General features: G+C 72.5%; 23 protein-coding genes. 1 reads left to right on the top strand and 22 read right to left on the bottom strand.

Going from position 1 to position 24917, the window contains the following annotated elements; all coding sequences use genetic code 11:
• The first annotated feature begins 59 nt into the window (after positions 1-59).
• Positions 60-764: an LON peptidase substrate-binding domain-containing protein gene (locus tag IF46_RS0115160; protein WP_030488982.1), complete on the top strand. Its 705-nt coding sequence runs from the start codon at positions 60-62 to the stop codon at positions 762-764.
• Here the strand turns inward: IF46_RS0115160 and IF46_RS0115155 are convergent.
• From IF46_RS0115155 to IF46_RS0115050, 22 genes are all read right to left on the bottom strand, one after another.
• Complete coding sequence (locus IF46_RS0115155; protein WP_030488981.1) at positions 679-1494, bottom strand: DUF2567 domain-containing protein; 816 nt, start codon at positions 1492-1494, stop codon at positions 679-681. The genes IF46_RS0115160 and IF46_RS0115155 overlap by 86 nt on opposite strands.
• A gap of 56 nt (positions 1495-1550) precedes the next feature.
• Positions 1551-3158: a MinD/ParA family ATP-binding protein gene (locus IF46_RS0115150; RefSeq protein ID WP_030488980.1), complete on the bottom strand. Its 1608-nt coding sequence runs from the start codon at positions 3156-3158 to the stop codon at positions 1551-1553.
• A gap of 74 nt (positions 3159-3232) precedes the next feature.
• Complete coding sequence (locus IF46_RS0115145; protein ID WP_030488979.1) at positions 3233-4264, bottom strand: hypothetical protein; 1032 nt, start codon at positions 4262-4264, stop codon at positions 3233-3235.
• A 42-nt stretch (positions 4265-4306) separates the two neighbouring features.
• Positions 4307-5251, bottom strand: coding sequence for an RluA family pseudouridine synthase (locus IF46_RS0115140; protein WP_030488978.1), 945 nt, complete (start codon positions 5249-5251; stop codon positions 4307-4309).
• Complete coding sequence (lspA, locus tag IF46_RS0115135) at positions 5248-5865, bottom strand: signal peptidase II (RefSeq protein WP_030488977.1); 618 nt, start codon at positions 5863-5865, stop codon at positions 5248-5250. Before lspA ends, IF46_RS0115140 begins: the two co-directional genes overlap by 4 nt.
• A gap of 64 nt (positions 5866-5929) precedes the next feature.
• Positions 5930-6349 carry a TraR/DksA family transcriptional regulator gene (locus IF46_RS0115130; protein WP_030488976.1) on the bottom strand — a complete coding sequence of 140 codons (420 nt, stop codon included), beginning with the start codon at positions 6347-6349 and terminating at the stop codon, positions 5930-5932.
• Positions 6350-6574: 225 nt separating this feature from the next.
• On the bottom strand, positions 6575-8074 hold the full coding sequence (locus IF46_RS0115125) for a potassium/proton antiporter (RefSeq protein WP_030488975.1): 1500 nt from the start codon (positions 8072-8074) through the stop codon (positions 6575-6577).
• A gap of 22 nt (positions 8075-8096) precedes the next feature.
• Entirely contained in the window at positions 8097-8402 is a 306-nt protein-coding gene (locus IF46_RS0115120) for a DUF167 domain-containing protein (RefSeq protein WP_030488974.1), read from the bottom strand.
• 10 nt (positions 8403-8412) lie between these two features.
• Positions 8413-9162 (bottom strand): hypothetical protein, encoded by a 750-nt coding sequence (locus IF46_RS0115115; RefSeq protein ID WP_030488973.1) that lies wholly within the window; start codon positions 9160-9162, stop codon positions 8413-8415.
• Between the two features lie 80 nt (positions 9163-9242).
• Positions 9243-10049: a DivIVA domain-containing protein gene (locus IF46_RS0115110; RefSeq protein ID WP_036392245.1), complete on the bottom strand. Its 807-nt coding sequence runs from the start codon at positions 10047-10049 to the stop codon at positions 9243-9245.
• A 44-nt stretch (positions 10050-10093) separates the two neighbouring features.
• Positions 10094-10399 (bottom strand): YggT family protein, encoded by a 306-nt coding sequence (locus tag IF46_RS0115105; RefSeq protein ID WP_030488971.1) that lies wholly within the window; start codon positions 10397-10399, stop codon positions 10094-10096.
• Positions 10400-10429: 30 nt separating this feature from the next.
• Positions 10430-11122, bottom strand: a complete 693-nt coding sequence (locus tag IF46_RS0115100) for a cell division protein SepF (RefSeq protein ID WP_030488970.1) — start codon at positions 11120-11122, stop codon at positions 10430-10432.
• A gap of 191 nt (positions 11123-11313) precedes the next feature.
• Positions 11314-12057, bottom strand: coding sequence for a YggS family pyridoxal phosphate-dependent enzyme (locus IF46_RS0115095; protein WP_030488969.1), 744 nt, complete (start codon positions 12055-12057; stop codon positions 11314-11316).
• Between the two features lie 9 nt (positions 12058-12066).
• Positions 12067-13182 carry a cell division protein FtsZ gene (gene ftsZ, locus IF46_RS0115090; protein WP_030488968.1) on the bottom strand — a complete coding sequence of 372 codons (1116 nt, stop codon included), beginning with the start codon at positions 13180-13182 and terminating at the stop codon, positions 12067-12069.
• A gap of 245 nt (positions 13183-13427) precedes the next feature.
• Entirely contained in the window at positions 13428-14246 is an 819-nt protein-coding gene (locus tag IF46_RS0115085) for a cell division protein FtsQ/DivIB (RefSeq protein WP_030488967.1), read from the bottom strand.
• A complete protein-coding gene (murC, locus tag IF46_RS0115080; protein ID WP_030488966.1) occupies positions 14243-15808 on the bottom strand; it encodes a UDP-N-acetylmuramate--L-alanine ligase in 1566 nt (521 codons plus the stop codon). The genes IF46_RS0115085 and murC overlap by 4 nt, the downstream gene beginning before the upstream one ends.
• On the bottom strand, positions 15805-16911 hold the full coding sequence (gene murG / locus IF46_RS0115075; protein ID WP_030488965.1) for an undecaprenyldiphospho-muramoylpentapeptide beta-N-acetylglucosaminyltransferase: 1107 nt from the start codon (positions 16909-16911) through the stop codon (positions 15805-15807). The genes murC and murG overlap by 4 nt, the downstream gene beginning before the upstream one ends.
• Positions 16911-18353 (bottom strand): FtsW/RodA/SpoVE family cell cycle protein, encoded by a 1443-nt coding sequence (locus tag IF46_RS0115070; protein WP_030488964.1) that lies wholly within the window; start codon positions 18351-18353, stop codon positions 16911-16913. The genes murG and IF46_RS0115070 overlap by 1 nt, the downstream gene beginning before the upstream one ends.
• Positions 18354-18579: 226 nt before the next feature.
• Positions 18580-19704: a phospho-N-acetylmuramoyl-pentapeptide-transferase gene (gene mraY, locus IF46_RS0115065; protein WP_030488963.1), complete on the bottom strand. Its 1125-nt coding sequence runs from the start codon at positions 19702-19704 to the stop codon at positions 18580-18582.
• Positions 19701-21098 carry a UDP-N-acetylmuramoyl-tripeptide--D-alanyl-D-alanine ligase gene (locus tag IF46_RS0115060; protein ID WP_030488962.1) on the bottom strand — a complete coding sequence of 466 codons (1398 nt, stop codon included), beginning with the start codon at positions 21096-21098 and terminating at the stop codon, positions 19701-19703. The genes mraY and IF46_RS0115060 overlap by 4 nt, the downstream gene beginning before the upstream one ends.
• A complete protein-coding gene (locus tag IF46_RS0115055) occupies positions 21095-22657 on the bottom strand; it encodes a UDP-N-acetylmuramoyl-L-alanyl-D-glutamate--2,6-diaminopimelate ligase (RefSeq protein WP_030488961.1) in 1563 nt (520 codons plus the stop codon). The genes IF46_RS0115060 and IF46_RS0115055 overlap by 4 nt, the downstream gene beginning before the upstream one ends.
• Before the next feature lie 52 nt (positions 22658-22709).
• Positions 22710-24917 carry a peptidoglycan D,D-transpeptidase FtsI family protein gene (locus IF46_RS0115050; RefSeq protein WP_030488960.1) on the bottom strand — a complete coding sequence of 736 codons (2208 nt, stop codon included), beginning with the start codon at positions 24915-24917 and terminating at the stop codon, positions 22710-22712.

The raw sequence follows: 24917 nt of genomic DNA, 5'->3' as shown, positions 1-24917 counted from the left end.
GGGACGGGACGGTGAGCCGGGCCACGCCCACTCCGGCGAGATTCGTTAGGCTCGACCACGTGACCGCACGGCTGCCGGTGTTCCCGCTCGCCACGGTGCTCTTCCCCGGGTTGGTGCTGCCGCTGCACATCTTCGAGGAGCGCTACCGGGCGCTGGTCCGACATCTGGTCGACCTGCCCGAGGGCGCCCCGCGTGAGTTCGGCGTGGTGGCCATCCAATCCGGCTGGGAGGTCGCGCCCGCCGGTCCCGGCGCCCGGACGTCGGCGGGCGTCGGCGAGGTCACCCTGCACGAGGTGGGCTGCACCGCCGAGCTGCGCCAGGTGACCGAGCTGGCCGACGGCGGTTTCGACATCGTCACGGTCGGCCGGCGACGTTTCCGCATCGCCGAGGTCGCCGACAGCACCACGCCCTACCTGACCGCCGACGTGGAATGGCTGCCCGATCCGGGCGGCCCGGACGAGGTGGCCGATCTGCTGGCCGCCCGGGTGATCGCGGTGTTCCGGCAGTACCTGGGCCTGATCCGCTCCGACCCGGAGGAGATCTCCGAGCAACTGCCGGAGGACCCGACTGTGCTCTCGCACCTGGTGGCGGCGACCGCGGCGCTCACCGTCGACGACCGGCAAAGGCTGCTGGCCATCGACGACACGGCCTCCCGGCTCCGTGCCGAGCTGCGGCTGCTCAACCGCGAGGCGGCTCTGCTGCGTCAGGTGCGGGCGGTTCCGGTGCCGCTGGCGGAGCTGGCGTCCCCGCCGACACCCAACTGAACTCCGCCGGGTCGGGCTCCGGGCGCAGCCCCGGCCACCGCGACCAGCCGGCCAGCAGGGTGTACATGACCGCGGCGCCGAACGCCGGCAGCAGCAGGTTGCCGTGCGGCACCGGCAGCACGCCGAGCAGCCATTCGACCCCACCGGCCCGCAGGTCGGCGGGTTTGCTGAAGGCCTGCCCGGCCGGGGCGGTCGCCAGCAACCGGTCGAAGGCGGCCAGGCCGATCCGCCGCCCCACCTGCCAGGCCACCGGCGCGGCGACCAGGGTGCCGAGCACCGCGGCGAGCAACCCGACCGGGCCACGCCGCCGACGCAGCACGAACCACAGGACGAGCGCCACGAGCAGCCCGAAGGCGAGCCCGAGCAGGCTGAACCAGCCGTCGGCGGCGATCGGCTGCTCCGGTTGCGGGTCGGCGTAGATCGCCCCCTCGGCGGTCTTGAGCACCGGAGTGTCGGGCGCGAGCGCCGCCCAGAGCAGCCCGAGCGGGACACCCAGCACGGCCAGCGCGAGCACAGTGCCCAGCACCGTCGCCACGGCACGCAGCGGACGACGCGGCTCGTCGTACCGAAGCTCCAACGAGCTCTGGTACGCCATCGAGGCGGGGACCTGGTCGGGGCCGAACCCGGCCGCCGGGTCCGCCTCCGGCGGTGGCGCACCCGGCGTACGGGGTGGTGCCGGCCGGTCGGGCTCGTCGACGGGCCGCTCAGGATCGGGGTTTTCCGCGCTCACCCGATGATCCTCTCAGGCCCGCCGCGAGGCCGGGGCTCCGGTGGCGACAGACCAGCTCACCGGGCGAACGGCTCCACCATCATCGCCGCCGCCCGCAGCCACGCCTGCCTGGTCTCCGGCTGGAGTTGGTGGTACTCGATCGACGACCCGGTCTCCAGAGCCGGGTCGTACGGCACCACGGCCACGCCACGGGTACGGGTGGCGAAGTGCCGCTCCAGGTCGTCCTGCAACGTCGAGCGACCCGGGGTCGGGCAGGAGATGAGGGTGATCGCGTTGTCCGCCAGCTCGCCCATCCCCTCCTCGTGCAGCAGGTCGAGCATCCAGTCCGCGCTGAACGCCGCGTCCTCACGGGGCACGGTGGTCACCACCAGTTGGTCGGCGGCCTGCATCACCGTGCGCCAGTTGGGGCTCTCCACGTTGTTGCCGGTGTCCACGCAGACGACGTCATGGGTACGCCGTAGCAACTCCAGCACCCGTCGGACGGTGAACTGGTCCAGTCGCTGGGCGAAGCGCGGGCTCTCCTCGCCAGCCAGCACGTCGTACGAGCCGTCGGAGGCGTGCCGCAGGTAGTCGTCCAGGCGATCCAGCAGAGTCGCGCCCTCCAGGATCTCGATCTGGGCCAGATCGCTGATCAGGTGCCGGATCGTCCGGGCATGCCGGGCGCTGCCTGCGCGCAGGCCGAGGGTGCCGCGCAGCTCGTTGTCGTCCCAGGCCAGCACGCCCTTGCCGCGCACGCTGCCGACCGTGGCCGCGGCGAGCACCGTGGCAGTCGTCTTGTGCACCCCACCCTTGGGGTTGGCGAAGGCGAACACGCGGGGTGTGCCCAGGTCACGCTGGAGCACCCCGTTGGCGCGCTCCTGCTCCGGGTCGACGACCTGTGGCCGCCACTCGACCCGGGCCGGGTAGGCGCGCTCGGCGACCGCCGAGCCGACCGGCGGGGCGGATGGCGGCGTGACGGGAGGTGTGACCGGCGGGGCGACCGGCGGGGCCGGTGGCGGGGCGGCCGGATAGCCGGTCTCCGGCTGGTAGCCGGTCTCCAGCAGGGCGTACCGCGACTGCGCTTGTGGGTCGCCCGGCCGGTAGCCGTTGTCCAGCAACGAGTAGCGCGACGGGACCGGGTCGGGGCCGCGTGGCGGCGGCTCGGGCTCGGCCCGGTACGTTGGCTCGGCGCGGTAGTCCGGCTCGGCCCGGTAACCCGGCTCCGCGCGGTAGCCCGGCTCGGCCCGGTAACCCGGCTCAGCCCGGTAGTCCGGCTCGGCCCGATAACCCGGCTCGGCCCGGTACGCCGGCTCGGCCCGGTACGCCGGCTCGGCCCGATAAGCCGGCTCGGCCCGGTAGTCCGGCTCAGCGCGATAACCCGGCTCGGCCCGGTAGGCGGGGTCGACACGGTACGTCGCCTCGGCCCGGTAACCGGGCTCCGCGCCGTACGACAGGTCGGCCGGATGCCCGATGGCGGGTGCCCGCCCGGCGTAGCCGTTGGGGGCCGCACGCCGTGGCAGCGGGTCCGGTGGTGTCTCCTCGGCGCGCCGGTCCGGCTCGGTGTGCTCCGTGCCGCGACCGCCCAGCCGGGCGCGGTCCAACAACGCGCGCCACCGCGGCGCTGGTTCGGCCGGCCGGCCCCAGCCGGTCTCACTGCCCTCCACGGCCCGCCCTCCCAGCGCCATCAATCTCCGTCTGACAGGCTACGAACGCAACCCTATTCGGACCACACCGCAGAGCGCACACCAGCCGACGCAGATCACGACGACGACGTCGGCGTCGACGGCTCGACGTCGAGGGCGTCCGGCGAGGTGGTGACGCTCGGCGGCGCCGGCTCGGTCGGCTCCGACTTCGACGGTTCAGGTGACGGAATCGTCACGACTGGTGCGGGTTCCGACGATTCGACCATCGGGGTCGCGGGCACCGCCGCGGTGGTCTCCGGCTCTGGCCGCTCGGCCCGGGTCGGTGCGGGGCTCGGCTCGGTGTCGGCCGGCGGGCGCACCACGTCGCGCTGCTCGGGCAGGGGCGGCGTGAAGACCGTGCGGTCCAGCCGGTACACCTCGGGGGCGGGGTCGACGGCCCGCACCTCCGGCAGGGTGGCGACGCCGCGCAACGCCACCGGCGTCGCACGCACCACCGCCGCGTAGACGCAGGCGCAGCCGGTGCGGTACGCGGCGGCCTCGGCGGCGGCCACCTCGGCGCCGCTGGCGTACCGCTCCCGCAATTCCCGCTCGCCCACCCCGCCGCCGCCCACCGCGGCGGCCCTGGCCCGGTAGTCGGCGGCCTCGGTGTCCTTGCGGGCCGCCACCTCTGTCATCCCGGCGACCACGTCGTCCGGCACCCGCAGCGCGGGGATCTTGACGATCTCGGTCTGCCGACCGGGCAGCGGAACCCGCCCGAAGACGGTCGAGACCCCGACGTCGCCGAGCACCGTCGCCAGCCGCTGCGGCGGCAGGTACGCGTCGAGCGTGACAAGCGCGTACGTCCCGCCCTCGGCGGCCGGGGCGGACGCGGACAGCGCGGCCAGGTCGGCTGCGGCGGACCGGAGGTAGCCAGGGACGGAGTCGCCGTCGGAGACGCCGACCCGGGTCACCTCGCCGACCGTCCGGTCGCCCACCGCAGTGTCGTCGACCGCCCAGACCGCGGTGCCCAGCACCGCCGCCGCGGAGAGCACGGCGGCCCAGCTGAGCACGCCGGGGCGCGCCGAGGAGTCACCCAGCCGGGCCACGGCGCGGGTCAGCGGCGGCAGCAGCCGTTGGTCCAACTGCCGCAGCAGATTGCCGGCGCGCACGGGCGGGATCCCCTCTGTGGATCGGTGTCGGGCGGTCGCCGCTCAGTCACGCAGGATCTGGAGCGCACGGTCCAGGTCGTCAGGGTAGTCGCTGACGAACCGGACCTCGTCCCCCGAACGGGGGTGCAAAAAGCTCAGTTCGCGGGCGTGCAGCCACTGTCGGGCCAGGCCGAGACGGGCCGAGAGGGTGGGATCGGCGCCGTAGGTGAGGTCACCCACACAGGGGTGCCGCAGGGTGGAGAAGTGCACCCGGATCTGGTGGGTCCGGCCGGTCTCCAGTCGGACGTCGACCAGGCTGGCCGCCGGGAACGCCTCCAGGGTGTCGTAGTGGGTGATGCTCGGCTTGCCGCCGGAGACCACCGCCCACCGGTAGTCGTGGGTGGGGTGCCGGTCGATCGGCGCGTCGACGGTGCCGCGCAGCGGGTCCAGGTGACCCTGCACCACCGCGTGGTAGCCCTTGTCCACCTCGCGGTACTTGAAGGCCCGCTTCAACGCCGTGTACGCCTGCTCGCTCTTGGCCACCACCATGATCCCGGTGGTGCCCACGTCGAGCCGGTGCACCACGCCCTGCCGCTCGGCGGCGCCACTTGTGGAGATGCGGTGCCCGATCGCGGCGAGGGCGCCGATCACCGTCGGGCCGGTCCACCCGGGGCTGGGGTGCGCGGCCACGCCCACCGGCTTGTCGACCACGACGATGTCGTCGTCGGCGTAGACCACCCGTAGGCCGGGCACCGCCTGCGGCACCACGGTCGGCGGTGCGACCGGGGCGGGCAGCGTGACGTCAAGCCAGGAGCCGGCCTTGACCTTGTGCGAGTTGGGCCGGGCGGAGCCGTCGACAAGCGCGTCGCCGGCGTCGACCAGGGCTGCGGCGGCGGTGCGGGAGAGCCCGAACAGGCGGGACACCGCCTGGTCCAGGCGCATGCCGTCGAGGCCGTCCGGCACTGGGAGGGAACGGTGGTCGCCGCCAGCGGCGAAGGTGGAGGTCATGCCCGCTCCCGTTGCTCGGTGCCCTGCGCGGTGTCCGTCGTGGCCTGGTCGCCGGCACGCCCCGCCCGCCGGCCGTCACGCTGACGGCCGGTCAACTCCAGCAGGACGGCCAGCAGCACGCCGCAGACCAGTGAGCTGTCGGCCAGGTTGAACACCGGCCAGACCTGACCGTACGGGTCGAAGAGGCTGATCATGTCGACCACGTGCCCGTGGAAGGGTGCCGGTGCCCGGAAGATCCGGTCGACGAGGTTGCCCAACGCGCCACCCAGCACCAGCCCGAGGGAGATCGCCCAGGGCAGCGAGCGCAGGCGCAGCGCCATCCAGACGATCCAGCCGACCACACCGATGGTGATCAGCGGAAAGATCCAGGTGTGGTCGGCGCCGATGCTCCAGGCCGCGCCGCTGTTGCGGGTCAGGCTCAGGTAGACGAACCCGCCGAGCAGCCGCACCGGCCCCCGATCGGTCAGCGCGGCCAACGCGAGGTGCTTGGTGACCAGGTCGGCCAGCAGGGCCACCAGGGCGACTCCGGCGAGAATCGCGACGGCCCGGGGTCGGCGGCGTGTGCCGCCGCCCGGGTCGTTGCGGCCGGGTTCGGCGGACGGTGCTGCGGTCATTCGCTCCCCATCGACAGTCTTGGCGGTGATCGCTCACCGTCTCATCGCCGCCGGGGAACGGACCTCAGCGCCGCTCCTCCAGCTGCTTGCACGTCACACACAGGGTGGCCGACGGGAAGGCGGCGAGGCGCTCGACCGGGATCGGGTTGCCGCACCGCTCGCACCAGCCGTAACCACCCTCGTCGAGGCGCTCCAGAGCGCGCTCGACCTGCGTGATCCGTTCCAGAATGCTGTTGGCGAGAGAGATCTCCTGCTCCCGTTCGAGCGTCTTGGTGCCCGTGTCGGCCTGGTCGTCCCCGGCCGAGTCGGTCAGCCGCTCGCGCTGCAGCTCGGTGATCTCACTCAGCGTCTGATCGTACTCGGCGCGCAGCTCGTCCCGCCGCGCCGCCAGCGCCGCCCGGATCTTCTCGGTCTCCGCCGTGCTGCGGGTGGCCTTGGCCACCGGCTTTCGCCCGGCGGTCCTGGTGTCGGCTGGCTTCGCCATGGGTCGCTCCCTCGGCCGGGGAACCGCGCGGTCCGCGGCGCCTGGTCAGGGGGCGCCGACCAGGGCGTCCCCTATGTACGAAAAGGGGCGCACGGCGATGATCGCCGCGCACTCCGGAGATTGGCAAGAATACGGAACGTACAGGCGTCCGACAACGTGCCGCACCGTCGCACCGTTTAACAGCCCCTAGCTATGCCAAGCTGGGGCAAAGGGAACGCTAGCAGATCAACCGACCGCCTCATCCCCGTACTCACCAAACCATCGGGCCAGACGACCCCGCCGACTGACCGCCCGCAACCGCCGTTCCGCGGCGTCCCGAACCCCGGCGGTCGCCACGATCAGCAGACTGTCGCCGGTCTTCAACCGGGTGTCCGGCGCGGGCACGAAGCCCACCCCGTCGCGCAGCACCAGGGTCACCGACGCACCCAGCGGAAGCCGCAACTCGTCGACGTGCACCCCCGCCAGCCGGGATCCCGGCGGCACCTCCACCTGGAGCAGGTCCGCCCGCATCCGCTCCAGCGGCGCGATCTCCACGTGGATCTCGGCGGCCTCGGCCGGCGCGGTCACCCGCAACCGCCGGGCGAACGGCCCCAGCGTCCCGGTCTGCACCAGCGTGAAGATCACCACCAGCACGAAGACCACGTCGAAGAGCCGCTCCGCGCCGGGCACCCGCTCGGAGAGCGGAATGGTGGCCAGCACGATCGGCACCGCCCCGCGCAACCCGGCCCAGGACAGGAACGCCTGTTCTCGAAGGCCGACCCCGAACGGCAACGCCGAGACGGCCACCGACAGCGGCCGGGCCAGCAGCACCAGAGCCAGCCCCGCGACCACCGCGGGCAGCACCGCCGCGTCCAGCCGGCCCGGCGAGGCCAGCAACCCGAGCAGCACGAACAACCCGATCTGGGCGAGCCAGGCCAGCCCGTCCGCAAAGCCGAGAATCGCCTGCCGGTGCGACAGGCGGGCATTGCCCAGCAGCACCCCGGCCACGTAGACGGCGAGGAACCCCGAGGCGTGCAGAACCGCCCCCGCGGCGTACGCCAGCACGGTGATGCCCACCGCGGCGATCGGGTAGAGCCCGGCCGAGGGCAGCGCGGCCCGACGCAACGCCCAGGTGCCGCCGACGCCCGCCGCCACGCCCACCGCCGCACCGATGCCCAACTCGTAGCAGACCAGCGCGACCTCGTACCACCACGGGTGCGACAAGCCCTGGTGCGACAGCAGCACCACCAGCAGCACCACCGGGGCGTCGTTCATCCCCGACTCGGCCTCCAACGTCGCCACCAGCCGGGGCGGCAACCGCAGCCGGCGCAGGGTGGCGAAGACGGCCGCCGCGTCGGTGGAGGAGAGCACCGCGCCGTAGAGCAGCGCCAAGCGCCAGTCCAACCCCAGCAGCAGATGTACGGCGACGCCGACCACCACGATGCTGACGATCACCCCGATCGTGGAGAGCACCGAGGCCAGCCCGAGCACCGGGCGCAGCGTGGTCCACCGGGCGGTGAGGCCACCCTCCGCGATGATCACGATCAACGCGCAGAAGCCGAGGGTCCGGGTCAGCTCGACGTCGTCGAATTGGATGCCCAACCCGCCCTCGCCGATCGCCACACCCAACGCCAGGTAGACCAGGAGGCTGGGCACGCCGAGCCGGGTGGAGAGCCGCACCGCGCCGACCGCGACCAGCAGCACCGCCGCACCGAGCAGCAGCGCGATGTCCAACCCGGGGGTCACGGCTGCCTGGCCTGGGCTGTCCTCACTCGGCGGCTCCGTCGCGCAGCTGGCGCAGCACCTCGGGCAACTCCGGGCCGGGCCGATCGACGAGGAAGAGCTTGTCCCGGCTGGCCGCGCCGGTACGCAGTGACACCGCTGCCGGTCGGACGCCCAACGCGCCGGCGAGCGCCCGTCGGGCCGCCTCGGTGGCCCGACCATCGACGGCCGGGTCGTGGACCGCGATCACGAGAGCGGACCCGTGCGGACCGTCGAAGCGGCCACCCACCCGATCCCGGGAGGCGCCGGGCTTCACCCGTACCGCCACGATGAGCGTGTCCTGAGCGGGCACCGGCGCCGCTTCAGATCGGCCGGGCGTCGGCGAGGAGAACGGTCGCTGGCGCGCAGTGCGCGCACGGAGTGAAGCCGAGTTCCACGGCCTCGGCGACCGGCAACGTCTCGGGCTGCCAGCCGATGAGGTGCGGGCAACTGTCGAGGTGGTAGCGGGGGCGGCCGTCCACGACCTCAACGGCGTCGAGCAGTCGCGCCACCCGGGCCGCCTCGGCGGCCGTGACCTGCTGCTCGGCCGGCTCGTCGACGGCCGGGGCCGCAGGGTCGAACACGTCGTCGGTCGAGCCCTGGAACGACGACGCCGGGCTGACGGGCCGGGCCCGCGAGGACGCCACGTCGGCCGGGACCACGAACGGCGGCGCATCGTCGACCGGCGCACGGTCGCTCGGCGGAGAATTGTCGACCGACAGCCCATGGTCGACCGGCGGCTCGGGTGGTTGCCGCCACCCAGTGCCGCCGCTGCCAACCGTCGTGGGCACGTGCTGGACCGGCACCTCCGGCTCGACCAGCGGCGGCCCGTACGCGGCTCCCGGCGTGGCCTGGCTGGCCGTGCGGGGCGCGTCGGGGTGCCGGCGGTCGGTCCGGCCGGGATCCGCCGTGGCGCGGTTGGCGGCTGCCTGACGGGCACCCACCACCAACGCCACGGCGGCTAGCAAACTGGCTGCGATGGAGATGACCAAGAGGAAGCTGGAGCCACCGGCCAGGCCGAGCACCAGCAGCACCACCGCGACGAGGATGAGCAGCAGGCTTGCGACTATCACGGCTCACCCCCGCCGCTTCGTACCGTCCAGGCAGGGCCGGCGACCGTCACCATTGGCGGACAGCGATCGCCGGCCGGTGCTCAGCGTCCGGCTTCGAGAGCGCCGGAGCGCCCGCCGCCGTACGACCCGGCGAGACCCGCCGCGGCCAGCCCGTTGCCGCCGGCGACCCGGCTGGCTTCGGAGCGAGTCATCTCGGCTTCGAGGCCCTGGCCACGACCGTCGAGGTCACGCAGCTGGCTCTCCAGGTATGCCTTGAGCCGGGTGCGGTACTCGCGCTCGAACTGCTTGAGCTCCTCGATGTGCTTCTGCAGCGCCGTGCGCTTGGCGTCCAGGCCGCCCATGGCCTCCTGGTGCCGCTGGCGGGCGTCCCGCTCGAGGGCGTCGGCCTTCGCGCGCGCCTCCCGGGTCACCTCCTCGGCCTTGCTGCGGGCCTCGGAGAGCAGCTGGTCGGCCTCGCGGCGCGCGTCCGACACGTGGTCGTCGGCGGTGCGCTGGGCCATCATCAGCACGCGCAGGGCCTGCTGCTCACCGTCGCCGGTGACGCCGCCGGCCGGGCCGCCGGTCGCGCGGACCTGCTCCAGCTCGGCCTGCATCGCGCGGGCAGCCTGCTCGGCGGCCGACTTGTCGCGCTGCACCCGGTCCAGTTGGGCCTTGACGTCGTTGAGCTCCGCCGCCAGGCGGGCGTCGCCGCCGGGGCCCGCGGGGGCACCGCCACGGCCGCCGCGCTCCACCTGGGCGCGCAGCTCGTTGTTCTCCTCGATGAGACGGGCGAGCTCGCGCTCGACCTCATCAAGGAAGGCGTCGACCTCCTCCTCGTCATACCCCCGCTTGCCGATCGGCGGCTTTTTGAAGGCGACGTTGTGGACGTCGGCCGGGGTCAGCGGCATCGAAACTCCTCGGGTCAGTTGCGGCCGCGAAAGCGCGTCGGTCATCAGGCAGATGCCCTGATCGACGGCCCTAACACGAACTCCATCAGCACGAACAGGATAACCAGGAGCACAAGGGAGGCCAGGTCGATGCTCACGGTACCAATTCGCAGCGGAGGGATCACACGCCTCAACGCGTTGAGAGGGGGATCAGTGACGCTCCACACGGATTCTAATCCTGCCGCTGCTCCACGCCCCGGTTGCCAGCGCCGGCCGTACTGCAGGACGGCGCTCAACACGAACCGGGACAGAAGAAGGAGCAGGAAGACATAAAGGATCAGGTACAACACTTGCAGTAAGATCGACAACACGGTCAGCGACGTCCCTCGGGTCGGGCGGGGTCAACTCAGACTGAAAAAACCGCCCTCAGCGATCTTGGCCTTGTCCTCAGCGGTGACCTGGACATTAGCCGGTGAGAGCAGGAACACCCGATTGGTCACGCGCTCGATCGTACCGCGCAGACCGAACGCGAGCCCGGCGGCGAAGTCCACCAGACGACGAGCATCGGCCTCATCCATCTCGGTGAGATTGATGATCACCGGAACCCCGTCGCGGAAGTGCTCACCGATGGTGCGCGCCTCCCGGTAGGTGGTGGGGTGCAACGTCGTGATCTGGTAGCGCTGCTCCTCCTCGGGCAGGGCCCGCTCACGCGACGTGACCTGCGGCGCGAGGGCCAGATTGTCCCGCGTGTGGTAGGTCAGCGCGCCGGAGGTCTCGCCCGCCGACGACCGGGTGATCGACCGTACGCTGGACCGCTCGACCCGCTCCGGACGCTCATTGTCACCGCGCTCGGACTCGCTCAACCGCCCGCTCGCCCGCTCGGAGAGTCGACCCCGCCCAGTCTCGCGCGGCCGGGGAGCCGGCGGCTCCTCGGTGTCGTCCTCATCCTCGTCGGCGAACTCCTCGGCGTACCGGCTCTGCCGGTAACGCGAGTCGCGGTAGCCACCCTTGTCGTAGCCACCGTCGTCGTAGGCCCGCTCGTCGTCTTCTTCGACCAGACCGAGCCAGACCCCCGCCTTGCGCAGTGCACCCATCCCGCGCCCTTCCGTCCGCCGTGCGGCACGCGCCCCCGTGCCATGTCGCCCGTCGCGAGTGGACAACCATGCCCACCGGACCGGAACGGCAATCCCCCGGCGCGCGATTCGCGTCGCGCGCCACGACCCCCGACCAGGAGACGCCCGCTCCTAAAACAACACTGATGTAATTTGCTTGTCTCGCGGTCAGGCTACCGCAGCGTGGGACGCATTCCGAGCAACGCGCTACCGACGCGGACATGTGTCGCGCCGTAACGGATCGCGATGTCGAAATCTCCGCTCATTCCAGCGGACAACGCTGTCGCTCCCGGATGGACCGCCCGAAACGTCTCGGCGACCTCCGCGAGTCGGGTGAACGCCCGCTCCGGCTCCCACCCCAGCGGAGCAACCGCCATGAGACCGACCAGGCGCAGCCCTGGCGCGTCGGCCACCGACTCGGCCACCGGCTCCAGCCCGGCGCCCGGATCCGCCGAATCGGGCAGCGCTCCACCCCGGGCCGCGTCGCCGTCGATGCTCACCTGGATCAGGACGTCGAGCGGCGTCGGCCGGTCGACCGTCGCGGTCGCCAACGCCCGCGCCAGCCGGACACTGTCGACGGAGTGCACCACGTCGGCGTAACGGACCACCGAGCGGGCCTTGTTGCGCTGCAACTGGCCGATGAAGTGCCAGCGGGGACTCACCCCGGCCGCAGCCACCTCGGCGGCCTTGCCGGCTGCCTCCTGGTCGCGGTTCTCCCCCATGTCGGTCACCCCGAGCCCGGCCAGCGCCAGCACGTCGCTGGCCGGGTAGGTCTTCGTCACCGCGATCATCGTGACCTCGGCACGGTCCCGGCCGGCCTGCGCGCAGGCGTCATCGATCCGGGACCGAACCTGGGCCAGACCGGCCGCGAGTTCGGCGCGCCGATCCGGTCGTACCGTGGCTGAGCTGTCGGTCATCGGCGGTGCTCAGGACCCGTTCTTGAGGAAGTCGGGCACGTCCACGTCGTCGAAGAGCACGCGACGCGGCGACTGGGCCGGAGCCGGGTTGGTGATCGGAGCCGGCACCGGAGTGCTCTGCGGCGCCGGCTGGTTGGTGTTGGTCTTGCGGGACGGCTCGGCCGCCTTGTACGCGGGTGTGCCGCCGTCGAAGCCCGCCGCGATGACAGTCACCCGCACCTCGTCGCCGAGCGCGTCATCGATGACCGCACCGAAGATGATGTTGGCGTCCGGGTGGGCCGCGTCGGTGACCAGCTGGGCGGCATCGTTGATCTCGAACAGGCCCAGGTCGGAGCCGCCGGCGATGGAGAGCAGCACGCCGCGCGCGCCGTCCATGCTCTGCTCAAGCAGCGGGCTGGAGATGGCCGCCTCGGCCGCCTCGACCGCGCGGTTCTCGCCACGGGCGCTGCCGATGCCCATCAACGCGCTGCCGGCGCCACTCATCACGCTCTTGACGTCGGCGAAGTCCAGGTTGATCAGACCCGGGGTGGTGATCAGGTCGGTGATGCCCTGCACACCCGAGAGCAGCACCTGGTCGGCCGTGCGGAACGCGTCCATCATGCTGATGTTGCGGTCACCCAGGGCCAGCAGCCGGTCGTTCGGAATCACGATCAGCGTGTCGCACTGGTTGCGAAGTTCGTCTATTCCCGACTCGGCCTGCACCTGGCGGCGCTTGCCCTCGAACGAGAACGGCCGGGTCACCACGCCGATGGTCAACGCGCCGAGCTTGCGGGCGATGTTGGCCACCACCGGCGCGCCACCGGTGCCGGTGCCGCCGCCCTCGCCACAGGTCACGAAGACCATGTCGGCGCCCTTGAGCACCTCCTCGATCTCGTCGCGGTGGTCCTCGGCGGCGTTCTTGCCGACGTCCGGGTTGGCCCCGGCCCCCAGGCCACGGGTCAGCTCCCGGCCGACGTCGAGCTTGACGTCGGCGTCGCTCATCAGCAGCGCCTGCGCATCGGTGTTGATCGCGATGAACTCGACGCCCTTGAGCCCAACCTCGATCATCCGGTTGACGGCGTTGACGCCGCCACCCCCGATGCCGACGACCTTGATGACCGCCAGATAGTTGTGCGGAGGTGTCATCTCCGGTCCTTTCCTTCGAGATTGGCTTCGGCCGACCGGGTACGGCGTGGCCAGACCAGCGGCCGACGACAGCTGTCACCAGCGAGAATCAGGGGTGAACCCTAACCCTCTACTAGAGGCTTACAGTTATGTCAACCACTGAACCTCTTCGGGGCAACGTAAGCGCCACTGCCCAATGAGCCAAGGACCCGGACGGCGTGTCGCCGAGCGGAGCGCGACTGGTCACGTCCGCGCACGCTCACCGGTCAACGAAAGGTCACCACGTCCGGCGCGCTCACGTCGATCCGGTCGGTCTTCTCGTCGAGCAGCGCGGTGGCCACCCGAGCCTTGTCCGTACCCCGGGTCGCGTCGCCCCACACCACTGTCCGGTCGCCGCGCAACCGCAGACTGATCCGGGCCAATCCCTGCACGCTCACGTCCACCAGCTCCGCGCGCAGCTGCGGCGTCAGTGCGACGAGCACCTCCAGCGCGGCCCGGGTGCCAGGGTCGTCGGCGGCCGGCCGGGCCACCGTCACCTGCGGAAGCTCGGCGGGGCGTCGCTGCACCGTCTGGAACGCCACCCCGCTCTTGTCGATCAGGGCGAACGCCTCCCCCTGCGGCACCACTGCCACCGGGGTCCGTTCGGTCACCCGCACCACAAGCGCGCCGGGCCAGTCCCGGGAGACCGTGGCCCGCTCCACCGCCGGCAGCGCGCCGACCCGACGGGCGGCGGCAGCCAGGTCCACCCGGGCCAGCGGCACCCCGTCCGGCACTCCGACGGCGTCGTGCACCTGCACCGGAGTGACCAGGTCGGTGCCCTCCACGCGGACCTCCCGCACGCCGAACAGCCCGGTGCCGAGCACCGTCCAGGCGACCAGCCCGGCCAGGGCGAGCACCCCGGCGGCCACCGCCCACGGCAGCGCCGCACGCATGCGACGCTGCCGGGCACGGGCCATGAACCGGCGGGTCGAGGGCGGCACCGCGTCGCGGCTGGCCCGGACCAGCTGCCACCGCCGGGCCGGGCCCCGACGCGGGGCGCCACCGTCGGCGGCGCTGGTCCGCCCTCGGGCCGGGCCGGGACTCATCCGGCCGTGGGCGCCGAGCCGCCGGGCACGGCGGTGCCACCGAGCGCCGCGCCGTCGCCGCCGGAGGTGGCCCCGCCCGGCACCGGACCACCGATCGCCGGGGTGCTGGCCACCGGGTCGACGGTCGCGGTCGCAGCGGAGCCGGCCGTACGCTCACCCAGAGCGGCAAGCAGCTCGTCACCCATCAGCGAGATCGGCGGGGCGCCCATGGTGACGACCACGTCCCCCGAGCGGGCCCGTCGGGCCACCTCGACCGGGGCCTCCTCCCACGACTCCACGAAGACCTTGCGCTCGGCGGGCAGCTCCACCGCCGCGATCAGCGCCGCCGAGCCCTCGCCGGGCTGACGCAACTCACCCGGGCCGAAGACCTCCAACAGCACCACCTCGTCGGCGATGGCCAGCGCCTCGGCGATCTCCGCCTGGTTGTCGCGGGTGCGGTACAGCCGGTACGGCTGGAAGACGACGATCAGGCGGCCATCCCCGGCCACCTCCCGCAGCGTCTGCATCGCCAACGTCATCGAGGTCGGGTGGTAGGCGTACTCGTCGTAGACCAGCACGCCGTCCGCGACGCCCTTGCGCTCGAAGCGCCGTCGCACACCGGGGAAGACCGCCAGCGCGGCCTCCGCCGCCTCCAGCGGCAGTTGCAGCAGGTACGTGGCCAGCACCGCGGCGGCGCTGTTGAGCCCCATGTGCCGTCCCGGCACCGGCAGCCGGAACTCGCCCAGCGACCGGCCGTCGATCGCGGCCAGGTAGCGCACGCCGCGCGCCGAGGAGACCATGTCGGTCAACCGCAGGTCGGCGTCGGCGGCCTCGCCGTAGGTGAACACCCGCCGACCCTCGGACCGCAGGCTCTCGGCCAGCCGCCGACCGCCCGGGTCGTCGGCGCAGGTGATGATGAACCCGTCCGGGTCGGTGAGGCGGGCGAACTCCACGAACGCCGCCTCCAGCGTCGCGTAGTCGCCGTAGGTGTTCAGGTGGTCCGCCTCGACGTTCGTGATGATCGAGACGTACGGGCGGTAGATGAGGAACGAGCGGTCGCTCTCGTCCGCCTCGACCACGAAGTGCTCGCCGGTGCCGTGGTGGGCGCCCGAGCCGACCTCGGAGATCTCCCCGCCGATCACGAAGGACGGGTCCACACCGGCCTGCTGGAGCACCATCGTCACCATCGAGGTGGTGGTGGTCTTGCCGTGCGTGCCGGCGACGGCCACCGCCCGGCGGCCGGTCATCGCCGCCGCGAGAGCCTCCGAGCGGTGCAGCACCCGCAGGCCACGCCGACGCGCCTCGACCAGCTCCAGGTGGTCCTGTGGGATGGCCGACGAGTAGACGACGGTGTCCACCCCGTCGAGATTGCTCGCCTCGTGGCTGAGGTGGATGGTGCCGCCGAGCGCCCGCAGGCCCGCCAGCGAGGGCCACTCCCGCAGGTCGCTGCCGGAGACCCGGATGCCGCGGGTGAGCAGCAGCCGGGCCACGCCGAGCATGCCCACCCCGCCCACGCCGATCAGGTGGACGGCGCCCAGGTCCTCGGCGGTGAGCGTGCCGGCCGGGGTGAACTGCGCGGTCATCGGGCCACCGCCGCCAGCACGAAGGAGCGCAGCGCCTCGTCGCCGTCGCGCCGGCCGTACGCCCCGGCGGCGGCGCCCATCGTGTACAGCCGCTGTGGATCGCGGATGAGGGGGATGACGGTGCGCTCCAACCAGTCCGGGGTGAGCTCCGCGTCGTCGACGAGCAGCCCGCCGCCGGCCTCCACCACGGGCAGCGCGTTGCGCCGCTGCTCCTGGTTGCTGTGCGGGTACGGCACGTAGATCGTGGGCAGCCCGATCGCGGCCACCTCGGCGACGGTCATCGCCCCGCCCCGGGCCAGCATCAGGTCGGCGGCGGCGTAGCCCAGCTCCATCTCGGACAGGTACGGCAACGTCACGTACGGCACCGGCAGGTCGGTGGGGATCGGCACCGGCTCGTTGCGGGCGCCCATCACGTGCAGCACCTGCACGCCGTTGCGGGCCAGCTCCTTGGCCGCCCCGGAGACCGCCAGGTTGATCGAGCGAGCGCCGGACGAGCCGCCGGAGACGAAGAGCACCGGCAGATCCGGGCGGAGACCGAAGTGGGCGCGGGCGGCGTTGCGCTGCGCGTGCCGGTCCAGAGCGGTGATGCTGCGGCGCAGCGGTACGCCGACGACCGTGGCGTCCCGCAGCGACTCGGCCTGGCTCGGCTGGTTCGGGAAGCCGACGGCCACGTTCTTGGTGAACTTCATGCCCAGCTTGTTGGCCACGCCCGGTGGCACGTTCACCTCGTGGATCACCATGGGCAGCTCGCGTCGCCACGCGGCCAGGTAGGCCGGCACCGAGACGTACCCGCCGAAGCCGACGACCACGTCGGCGCGCACCTCGTCGATCACCTTGCCCGCGGCGCGTGCCGCGGTCCACATCCGGCCCGGGGTACGGACCAGGTTCATGTTGACCGACCGGGGCAGCTGGTACGCCGGGATCTGCCGCAGGTCGTAGCCCTTCGGCGGGATCAGGTCGTTCTCCATGCCCCGTGGTGTGCCGAGGCAGGTGATCCGGACGCCCGGGTCGTGTCGGCGCAGGCAGTCGGCGAAGGCGAGCAGCGGGTAGACGTGCCCCCCGGTGCCACCTCCCGCGAGCACCACCGAACGCAGCGGACCCATCAGCGTCTCCTCTCGCTCGCCGTACCCCTGCGGCTGTGGTCCTGTCGGACCCCGCGCGGCGCGGCCTGATCGTCATGGCGCCGCTCGCGGGACCGGGGCACGGACCCTCGGCCAGCGGGCGGCGTCGCCGGTCGGCGACGCCGGCCGGGAAGCGGCGGCAACGGGGCCCAGAGTAGTCGGACCCACCGGGCCGGCGGACGGGCATGCAGTGCTCTGGCCGCATCGGGTTCAGCGCGGGCGAAGGACGCCAGCATGCCGATGCCGGCCAACGTCACCACCAGGGCACTTCCGCCGTCGGAGATGAACGGCAGCGGCAGGCCGGTGATCGGCAGCAGCCCCACCACCCCACCGATGTTGATCACGGCCTGGCTGACCAGCCAGGTGGTCACGGCGGTGGCGGCGAGCCGACGGAACGGGTCGTCGACCCGCCGGGCGATCCGGAACCCGGTGTACGCGAGGACCGCGAACAGGGTGAGCACCACGACGCACCCGATCACGCCCAGCTCCTCGGCGATGACCGCGAAGATGAAGTCGTTGTGCGCCTCGGGCAGCCAGTCCCATTTCAGGCTGCCCTTGCCGAGCCCGACACCGAACCAGCCGCCGTGCTCGATGGCCAGTCGCCCCTGGTAGAACTGGTAGCAGGGGTCGCCGCACTCGTCTGGCGGCGGTGGGTTGAGAAACAGCGTCAGGCGGGCCAGGCGGTAGTTGTCCGCGCCGCGCTCGCCCGAGCCGGCGCCCAGCGACGCCACCGCGATGAGCAGACCGACGCCGAGCAGGCCGAGCACCGTCAGCGCGCCGAAGACCCGCATCCGGACGCCGGCGGCCCAGAGCAGGCCGACCACCAGGGCCAGCAGGCAGAGCATCGTGCCCACGTCGTTGTAGCCGACCAGGACGAAGAGCAGGCCCATCACCGGGAAGAGCGGCGTGGCCAGCTCCCGCCACCAGCCCAGCGCGGCGCCCTTGCGGGCGATCAGGTGCGCGCCCCACAGCACCAGTGCGAACTTGGCCAGCTCGGAGGGCTGCACCTGGATCCCGCCGATGAACAGCCAGAGCAGCCGCGCCTCGATCGGGCCGATCCGGGCGGAGTCCTGATCGGTCAGCCGGGCGTACGCGAGCAGCAGGTTGAGCAGCAGCAGCAGCGCGATCGAGGTGAACAGCAGCGGCCGGCCCAGCGACCGGTAGGTGCTGGCGGGCAGGCGTTGACAGGCCCAGAACGCGACGATGCCGATCACCGCGAAGATGGCCTGCTTGGTCACCGAGGCCGAGGCGTTGCCGTCCTCGGCGTAGTCCTTCACGCTGGTCGCCGAGAAGACCATGGTCAGCCCGATCAGCAGCAGCAGGCCGGCGCAGGACAGCAACAGGTAGTAGCTGGCCAGCGGCCGGTCCAGCAGGCCGCGCAGCGCGGCGAGCCCGCCGGCCGCGTCGAACCCGCGCAGCGGCACGGGCGGTGCCGGTTCCGCCTCACGCGGCGCCGCACCCGGTTCCGGCCCCCGCGCGTCGTCAGCTGGCGCAACCGCCTCCGCGGTACGCGCCGCCGCGCCCGGCGACCGTCGCGCTCGCCCGCCCGCCCTGCCCTCAGTGCCGATGTCCTCCCCCACCCCGACATCATCACCGCTACACACGCCCGAGACCCCCAGAACGAGACCTCGGGCGTGTCGCTGCCGCGGATCAGGTCATGTTGGCGAGGAACTCGCTGTAGAACAGACCCAGGGCGATGGCCACGCCGATGCCGGCGATGATCCAGAAGCGCACCACGATGTTGACCTCACTCCAGCCGGCCAACTCGAAGTGGTGCTGTAGCGGAGACATCCGGAACACCCGTTTACCGGTGGTCTTGAAGGAGATGATCTGGATCACCACGGACATCGTGATGATCACGAAGAGCCCACCGATGATCGGCAGCAGCAGGATGGTGCGGGTGGACATCGCCATGCCGGCGATCAGGCCGCCCAGCCCCAACGCCCCGGTGTCGCCCATGAAGATCCGTGCCGGGGACGTGTTCCACCAGAGGAAGCCCACACAGGCCCCGGCCGCGGCCCCGGCTATCAGCGCGATCTCCAACGGGTCACGGACCTCGTAGCAGTACGGCTGGGTGTAGCTCGGGTCGGCGCACCAGTGCCGGTACTGCCAGAACGCGATGAGCGCGTACGCGGCGAGCACCATCACCGACGCGCCGGTGGCCAGGCCGTCCAGGCCGTCGGTGAGGTTGACGCCGTTCGTCGCGGCCATCACCACGAAGATGAAGATGATCACCGCGCCGACCTTGCTGACCTCCAGGAAGTCGATGTCCCGGATGAAGCTCAGCGTGGTGCTGCCCACCGTCTCGGTGTTGGTCGCCTTACCCGTCGAGTCGGTCATCGTGCTCGGGAACCACAGGGCGATCACCCCGAAGACCGCACCGACCAGGATCTGGCCCAGCAACTTGCCGCGCTTGTTCAGCCCGGCGCTGTTGCGCTTACGCACCTTGAGGAAGTCGTCGAGGAAACCCACCGCGCCGGAGAAGACCATCAGTCCCAGCAGCACCAGCGCCGTGATGGTCGGCTCCACCTGCGCGATCTGCTGGTCCGGCAGGGTGGTCAGGGCCAGGTGCCCGGCCACGTAGGCGATCACCGTGGCCAGGATGAAGACCACGCCGCCCATCGTGGGCGTGCCCTTCTTGCCCTGGTGCATGGCGGGGCCGTCGGATCGGATCGGCTGACCGGCCTTGAGCCGGGTGAACACCTTGATCGCAATCGGGGTGCAGAAGAGCGAGACGAGGAAGGCCACCCCGATGGCGACGATGACCGCCCTCATCGGATGGGCTCCCCGGCGGCGTCGGCGCGCAGGGCGTCGGCCACCTCCCAGGTCCGGTACCGGGAACCCTTGACCAGGACGACGTCACCCGGTCTTAGCTCGCTCCGCAGCACCTCGACGGCCGCCGCCTGATCGGTGAGCAGCACCGACTCTCCTCCCCAGTTTGCTACAGCTGTCGCGCCTTCGTGGATCGGCGCGGCCGGCTCACCCACCACGAGCAGCCGGTCGACACCCAGCTCGGCCGCGAGTCGGCCGACCTCGGCATGGCCGTCGTACTCGAACGGGCCCAGCTCGGCCATGTAACCAAGCACCGCGACGGTACGCCGCCCCTGGCCCATGCTGGCCAGCGCCCGCACCGCGACCGCCATCGAGGCCGGGTTGGCGTTGTACGAGTCGTCGATGACGGTCACCCCGTCGGGGCGGTCGAAGACGTCCATCCGTCGAGTCGAGACCAGACCCAGCTCGCCGAGGGCCGTGGCCAGCTCGGCCAGCGGCATGCCCAACTCCCGGGCGACCGCCGCCGCGGCGAGCGTGTTCCAGACCTGGTGCCGGCCGGCGAGCCCGAGCCGCACCGGCGCGCGCCCCTCCGGGGTGACCAGGGTGTACGACGCGTGCCCCCGCTCGTCGAGCGTCACGTCCTCGGCGCGCACGTCGGCATCGGGCGCCTCGCCGTAGCGGACCACCCGGGCCCCGGTACGACTCGCCATCGCGTCCACCCGGGGGTCGTCGGCGTTCAGCACGGCCAGCCCGTCCGCCGGCAGCGCCTCGACCAGCTCACCCTTGGCCAGGGCGATGGTGTCCTGCGAGCCGAACTCGCCGATGTGCGAGGTGCCGACGTTGAGCACCACCGAGATCCGGGGCGGCACCAGCTCGCACAGGTAGCGAACGTGCCCGACCCCACGCGAGCCCTTCTCCATCACCAGGTAACGGGTGTCCGGATCAGCCAGCAAGGCGGTGTACGGGTGCCCCAACTCGTTGTTGAACGAGCCGGGTGGCGCCACCGTGGCCCCCAGCCGGGCGGTGAGCTGACCGATCATGTCCTTCGTGCTGGTCTTGCCCGACGAGCCGGTCACGCCGATCACGGTCAGCCCGGGCAGCCGGTCCACCGCGGCGCGGGCCAGCCGGCCCATCGCGGTCAGGGCGTCGTCGACAAGCACCATCGGCACCCCGGGCACCGCACGGCTGCCGAGCACCGCCACCGCGCCGGCCTGGATCGCCGTCGCCGCGTAGTCGTGCCCGTCGACCTTCTCACCGGGGAAGGCCACGAAGAGCGAACCGGGCCCCACCTTGCGCGAGTCGAACTCCACCGAACCGGTGACGGTGGCGGCCGGGTCGGCGTTCACCAGCCGCCCGTCGACCGCCGCGGCCACCTCGGCCAGGCTCAACGCGATCACCGCTGACCCGCCAGGTCTCCGAAGCGGGCCCGCAGCGCGTCGGCCAGCTCGACCTTGTCGTCGAACGGAAACACCTCGCCCGCCACCTCCTGGCCCCGCTCGTGCCCCTTACCGAGCAGCGCGATGACGTCGCCCGGCTCGGCCAGCCGAACCGCCTCGTCGATCGCGGCGCGGCGACCCGCCACCTCGACGATCCGGGCGGCCGTGCCGGCCCGGTACGCCCCGGCGAGCACCTCGGCGCGGATCTCCCCCGGGTCCTCGGTACGCGGGTTGTCGTCGGTCACCAGCACCACGTCGGCTCCCTCCGCCGCAGCGGCGCCCATCACCGGCCGCTTGCCCCGATCCCGGTCTCCACCGGCGCCGATCACACAGATCAACCGCCCGGCGCTCAGCTCGCGCAGCGCGGCCAGCGCGGCCACGATCGCGTCCGACTTGTGCGCGTAGTCGACCACCCCGCGCACCGGCGCGGCCACGTCGACCAACTCCAGCCGGCCCGGTACGCCGCCGCAGGCGGCCACGCCGGCCGCTGCCGTCGCCGGGTCCACCCCGGCGCCGACCAGCGCGGCGATGGCGAGCAGCGCGTTGGCCACGTTGTGCCGGCCGGGCAGCGCCACCCCGGCGGCCAGGGCCACGCCGTTCGGGCCGTGCGCGGTGAACCGCTGGGCGTACCCCTCGCCACCCACCTCGTCGGCCCACCAGGTCGCGCCCTGGTCACCGGCCGCCGAGTAGGTGACCGTGGCCGGCTTGAGCAGCGGCTTCAACGCCGGGTCGTCGTGGTTGAGCACCTCGACCGCGCAGCGGCCGTCGAAGAGCTGGGCCTTCGCGGCGAAGTAGTCGTCGCTGTCAGCGTGGAAGTCCAGGTGGTCGGAGCCGAAGTTGGTGTAACCACCGACCGCGAACCGCACACCACCCACCCGGCCCATGGCCAGCGCGTGGCTGGAGACCTCCATGACCACGGCCGTGACCCCCCGCTCGCGGGCGGTGGCCAGCATGGCGTGCAGGTCGGTCGCCTCGGGGGTGGTGCGCACGCTGTCGATCACCAGGTCACCGAGCCGGGTCTCCACCGTGCCGATCAACCCGGTGGTGTGGCCGGCGGCCCGCAGCCCCGACTCGACCAGGTACGCGGTGGAGGTCTTTCCGGCGGTGCCGGTCACCCCGATCATGGTCAGACCGGCGGTGGGGTCGCCGTAGACGGCCGAGGACAGCTCGCCGAGCACGGCGCGCGGGTCGGGCACCACCAGGGCGGGCAGACCGCTCTGCGCGGCCAGCTCCGCTCCCGCCGGGTCGGTCAGCAGCGCCACGGCACCCGCCTCGGCGGCGGCGGCGGCGAACTCCGCGCCGTGCCGACGGGCACCAGGCAGCGCCGCGTACAGGTCGCCAGGGCGAACCTCCTGGCTGGCGTGGGTTGCCCCGGTGACGACCACCGCGGCGGCGTCGGCCGGAAGGTCGACGGCGAGTCGGACGGCGAGATCACCGAGCCGGACTCCGGTCACGGTACGTGGACGTGGATTGCCGGGCACGGCGTCAGACCCTACCCGGTCGTCCGGTTCCGGCCGCACAGCCGCCCCGGTGGTTCGTCGGCACTCACCGATGATGTCCCGCCATCGCTGCTCAGCGCGGATAGACCACGAACTTGGGCGCGGATCCGCCGGTCGACGGAGGTACACGATAGTGACGCAGCGTGAACTGCATCATGTCCCGGAAGGCTGGCCCGGCGATCGCCGCGCCGCCACCTTCGGGCGCGTACGCGAAGACCGCGATCACGTATCGGGGATTCTCCGCGGGGGCCATACCGATGAAGGAGGACACCTCGCCGGGCTGCTTCTTGCCGTTGACCAACCGCCAACCGGTGCCGGTCTTGCCGGCGACCCGGTAGCCGGGGACCGCGGCGGCCAGGCCGGTGGCGTGGTCGACAGTGGTGACCGCCTCCAGCATGGTGCGCAGGGCCGCCGCGTTCTGCGGGCTGAGCACCGACCGGGTCACCGGGGCCGGCGCGGGCGTGCGCTTGCCGTCCGGGCCGATCACCTCCTTGACCAGGTGCGGCTGCACATACGTGCCGTTGTTGGCGATGGCGGCGTACGCGGCGGCCATCTGCAGCGGCGTGGCGTCCACGCTGTGCCCGATCGGCACCGACCCGTGCGACGATCCACTCCACTCGTCAGCCGGCAACAGTCGCCCGCTGGCCTCCCCTGGCATCCCCTCGCCGGTGGGCTTCCCCAGACCGAACCGCTTCTGATAGTCGATCAACCGGTCCGGGCCGAGCTGCTCGGCGATGGTGATGGTGCCGACGTTCGACGAGTAGGCCAGCATCCCCGGCACACTCATCCGCTTACCCCCGGCGGGATGCGTGTCGGAGAACCAGGTGTCGCCCATCTTGATGCTGTTGGCGATGGGCAGGGTGGTGTCCGGCGTGATCACGCCCTCCTGCAACGCCGCGCCGTAGGTGATCGCCTTGTGCACCGAGCCGGGGTCGACCACGAAGCTGGTCGCGGCGTCCTCCCGGGCGACCGGGTCGCTGGGCGTCGGCTTCGCCGCGTCGTAGGTGGGGTGGCTGGCCTGGGCCAGCACCGCACCGGAGGGGATCTCGATGATCACGGCGGCGGCGGTGCCGCCGGGCGCCTGGGCCATGCCCGCGCTGAGGATCTGCTGCGTCCGGAACTGTAGGTCGCGGACGATGGTGAGGGCCAGCGAGCTGCCCGGCTTGGCGCGTGTGGTCCGGTTGTAGCCGCCCGGGATCGGCGCGTCGAGGTCGCGGCGGCCAGCCTCGTACACCCGCTTGCCGTCCTGCCCGGCCAGCAGGTCGTCGTAGCGGGCCTCCAGCCCCTCCAACCCGTCCATGTCCTGGCTGGTGAAGCCGATCAGGTTGGCCGCCAGGTCGCCGCCGGGCACCTCACGGCGCTCGTCGCGGTGCACCCCGATGCCGTGCAGATCCAGCGCCTCGACCCGCTTGGCGGTCGGGATCTCCACCCCCCGCGCCAGGTAGGCGAACGTGGACTCCTTGCCGTTCTCCAGCTTGCGGGGCTTCATCAGCTCGAGGAGCTTCGACACCGGGACGCCGAGCAGCGGGGAGAGCGCCTTGGCGACGCCGGGCGGGTCCTTCACCTCGGTCGGGTCGGCGTACACGTACCGTGCCTCGACGCTGCGGGCCAGCGGCGCGCCGGTGCTGTCGTAGATCGCGCCACGCGGCGCCGGTAGCTCGACCGTGCGGAGTCGGTCGGCGATGCCACCCCCGGCGTACGCCGGAGCGTCGACGGCCTGGAGGAAGATCAGCCGGATCCCGATGGCGGCGAAGAGCATCAGGGCGAGCACGGTGCCCAGCCTCAGGCGCAGCCGCGAGTCGGCCAGCTTCGGCGGGCGTCGTGGCTTACGGGACGGCCGCCGCGCCGCCGGGCGATCGGCGCGACGCGGCGGGCGGGGCGTGGTCCGGCGACGCGGCGCCGGCTCGTCCCCACCCGGGCCACGGGGGGTACGCGGCGCGACGGTGCGCACCACCTGACCGCGTCCGGCGGCCGGAGCGTCGCGGCGGCCGGCCCGGGCGGCGGCCCGGCCGCCGTCGAGCACCTGCAACGCCGGCCGGAACGGGTCACCGGACCGGTTGCTGCGCGGCGTACGCCGTTGCTCGGCACCCCCGCCGCGCGTCGGCGTGCCGCGCTCCTCGCGGACCGTCCGACCCCTCGGGGTGTACGCCCGGGCGCCGGAGATGCCCCCGATACCCGGATCGCCGGTGCGCGGCTCCCCATCGGTGGAGCCGCCGTCACGCGAAGAACCGCGCCGGGACCCCGTGGGGTCCCGGCGCGGCTCGTCCGACCTTGGTGGCAC

Origin of the sequence: Micromonospora chokoriensis (genome assembly GCF_000718555.1) — a bacterium.
Lineage (GTDB): Bacteria > Actinomycetota > Actinomycetes > Mycobacteriales > Micromonosporaceae > Micromonospora > Micromonospora chokoriensis_B.
This window is presented reverse-complemented; position numbering and strand designations above follow the sequence as displayed.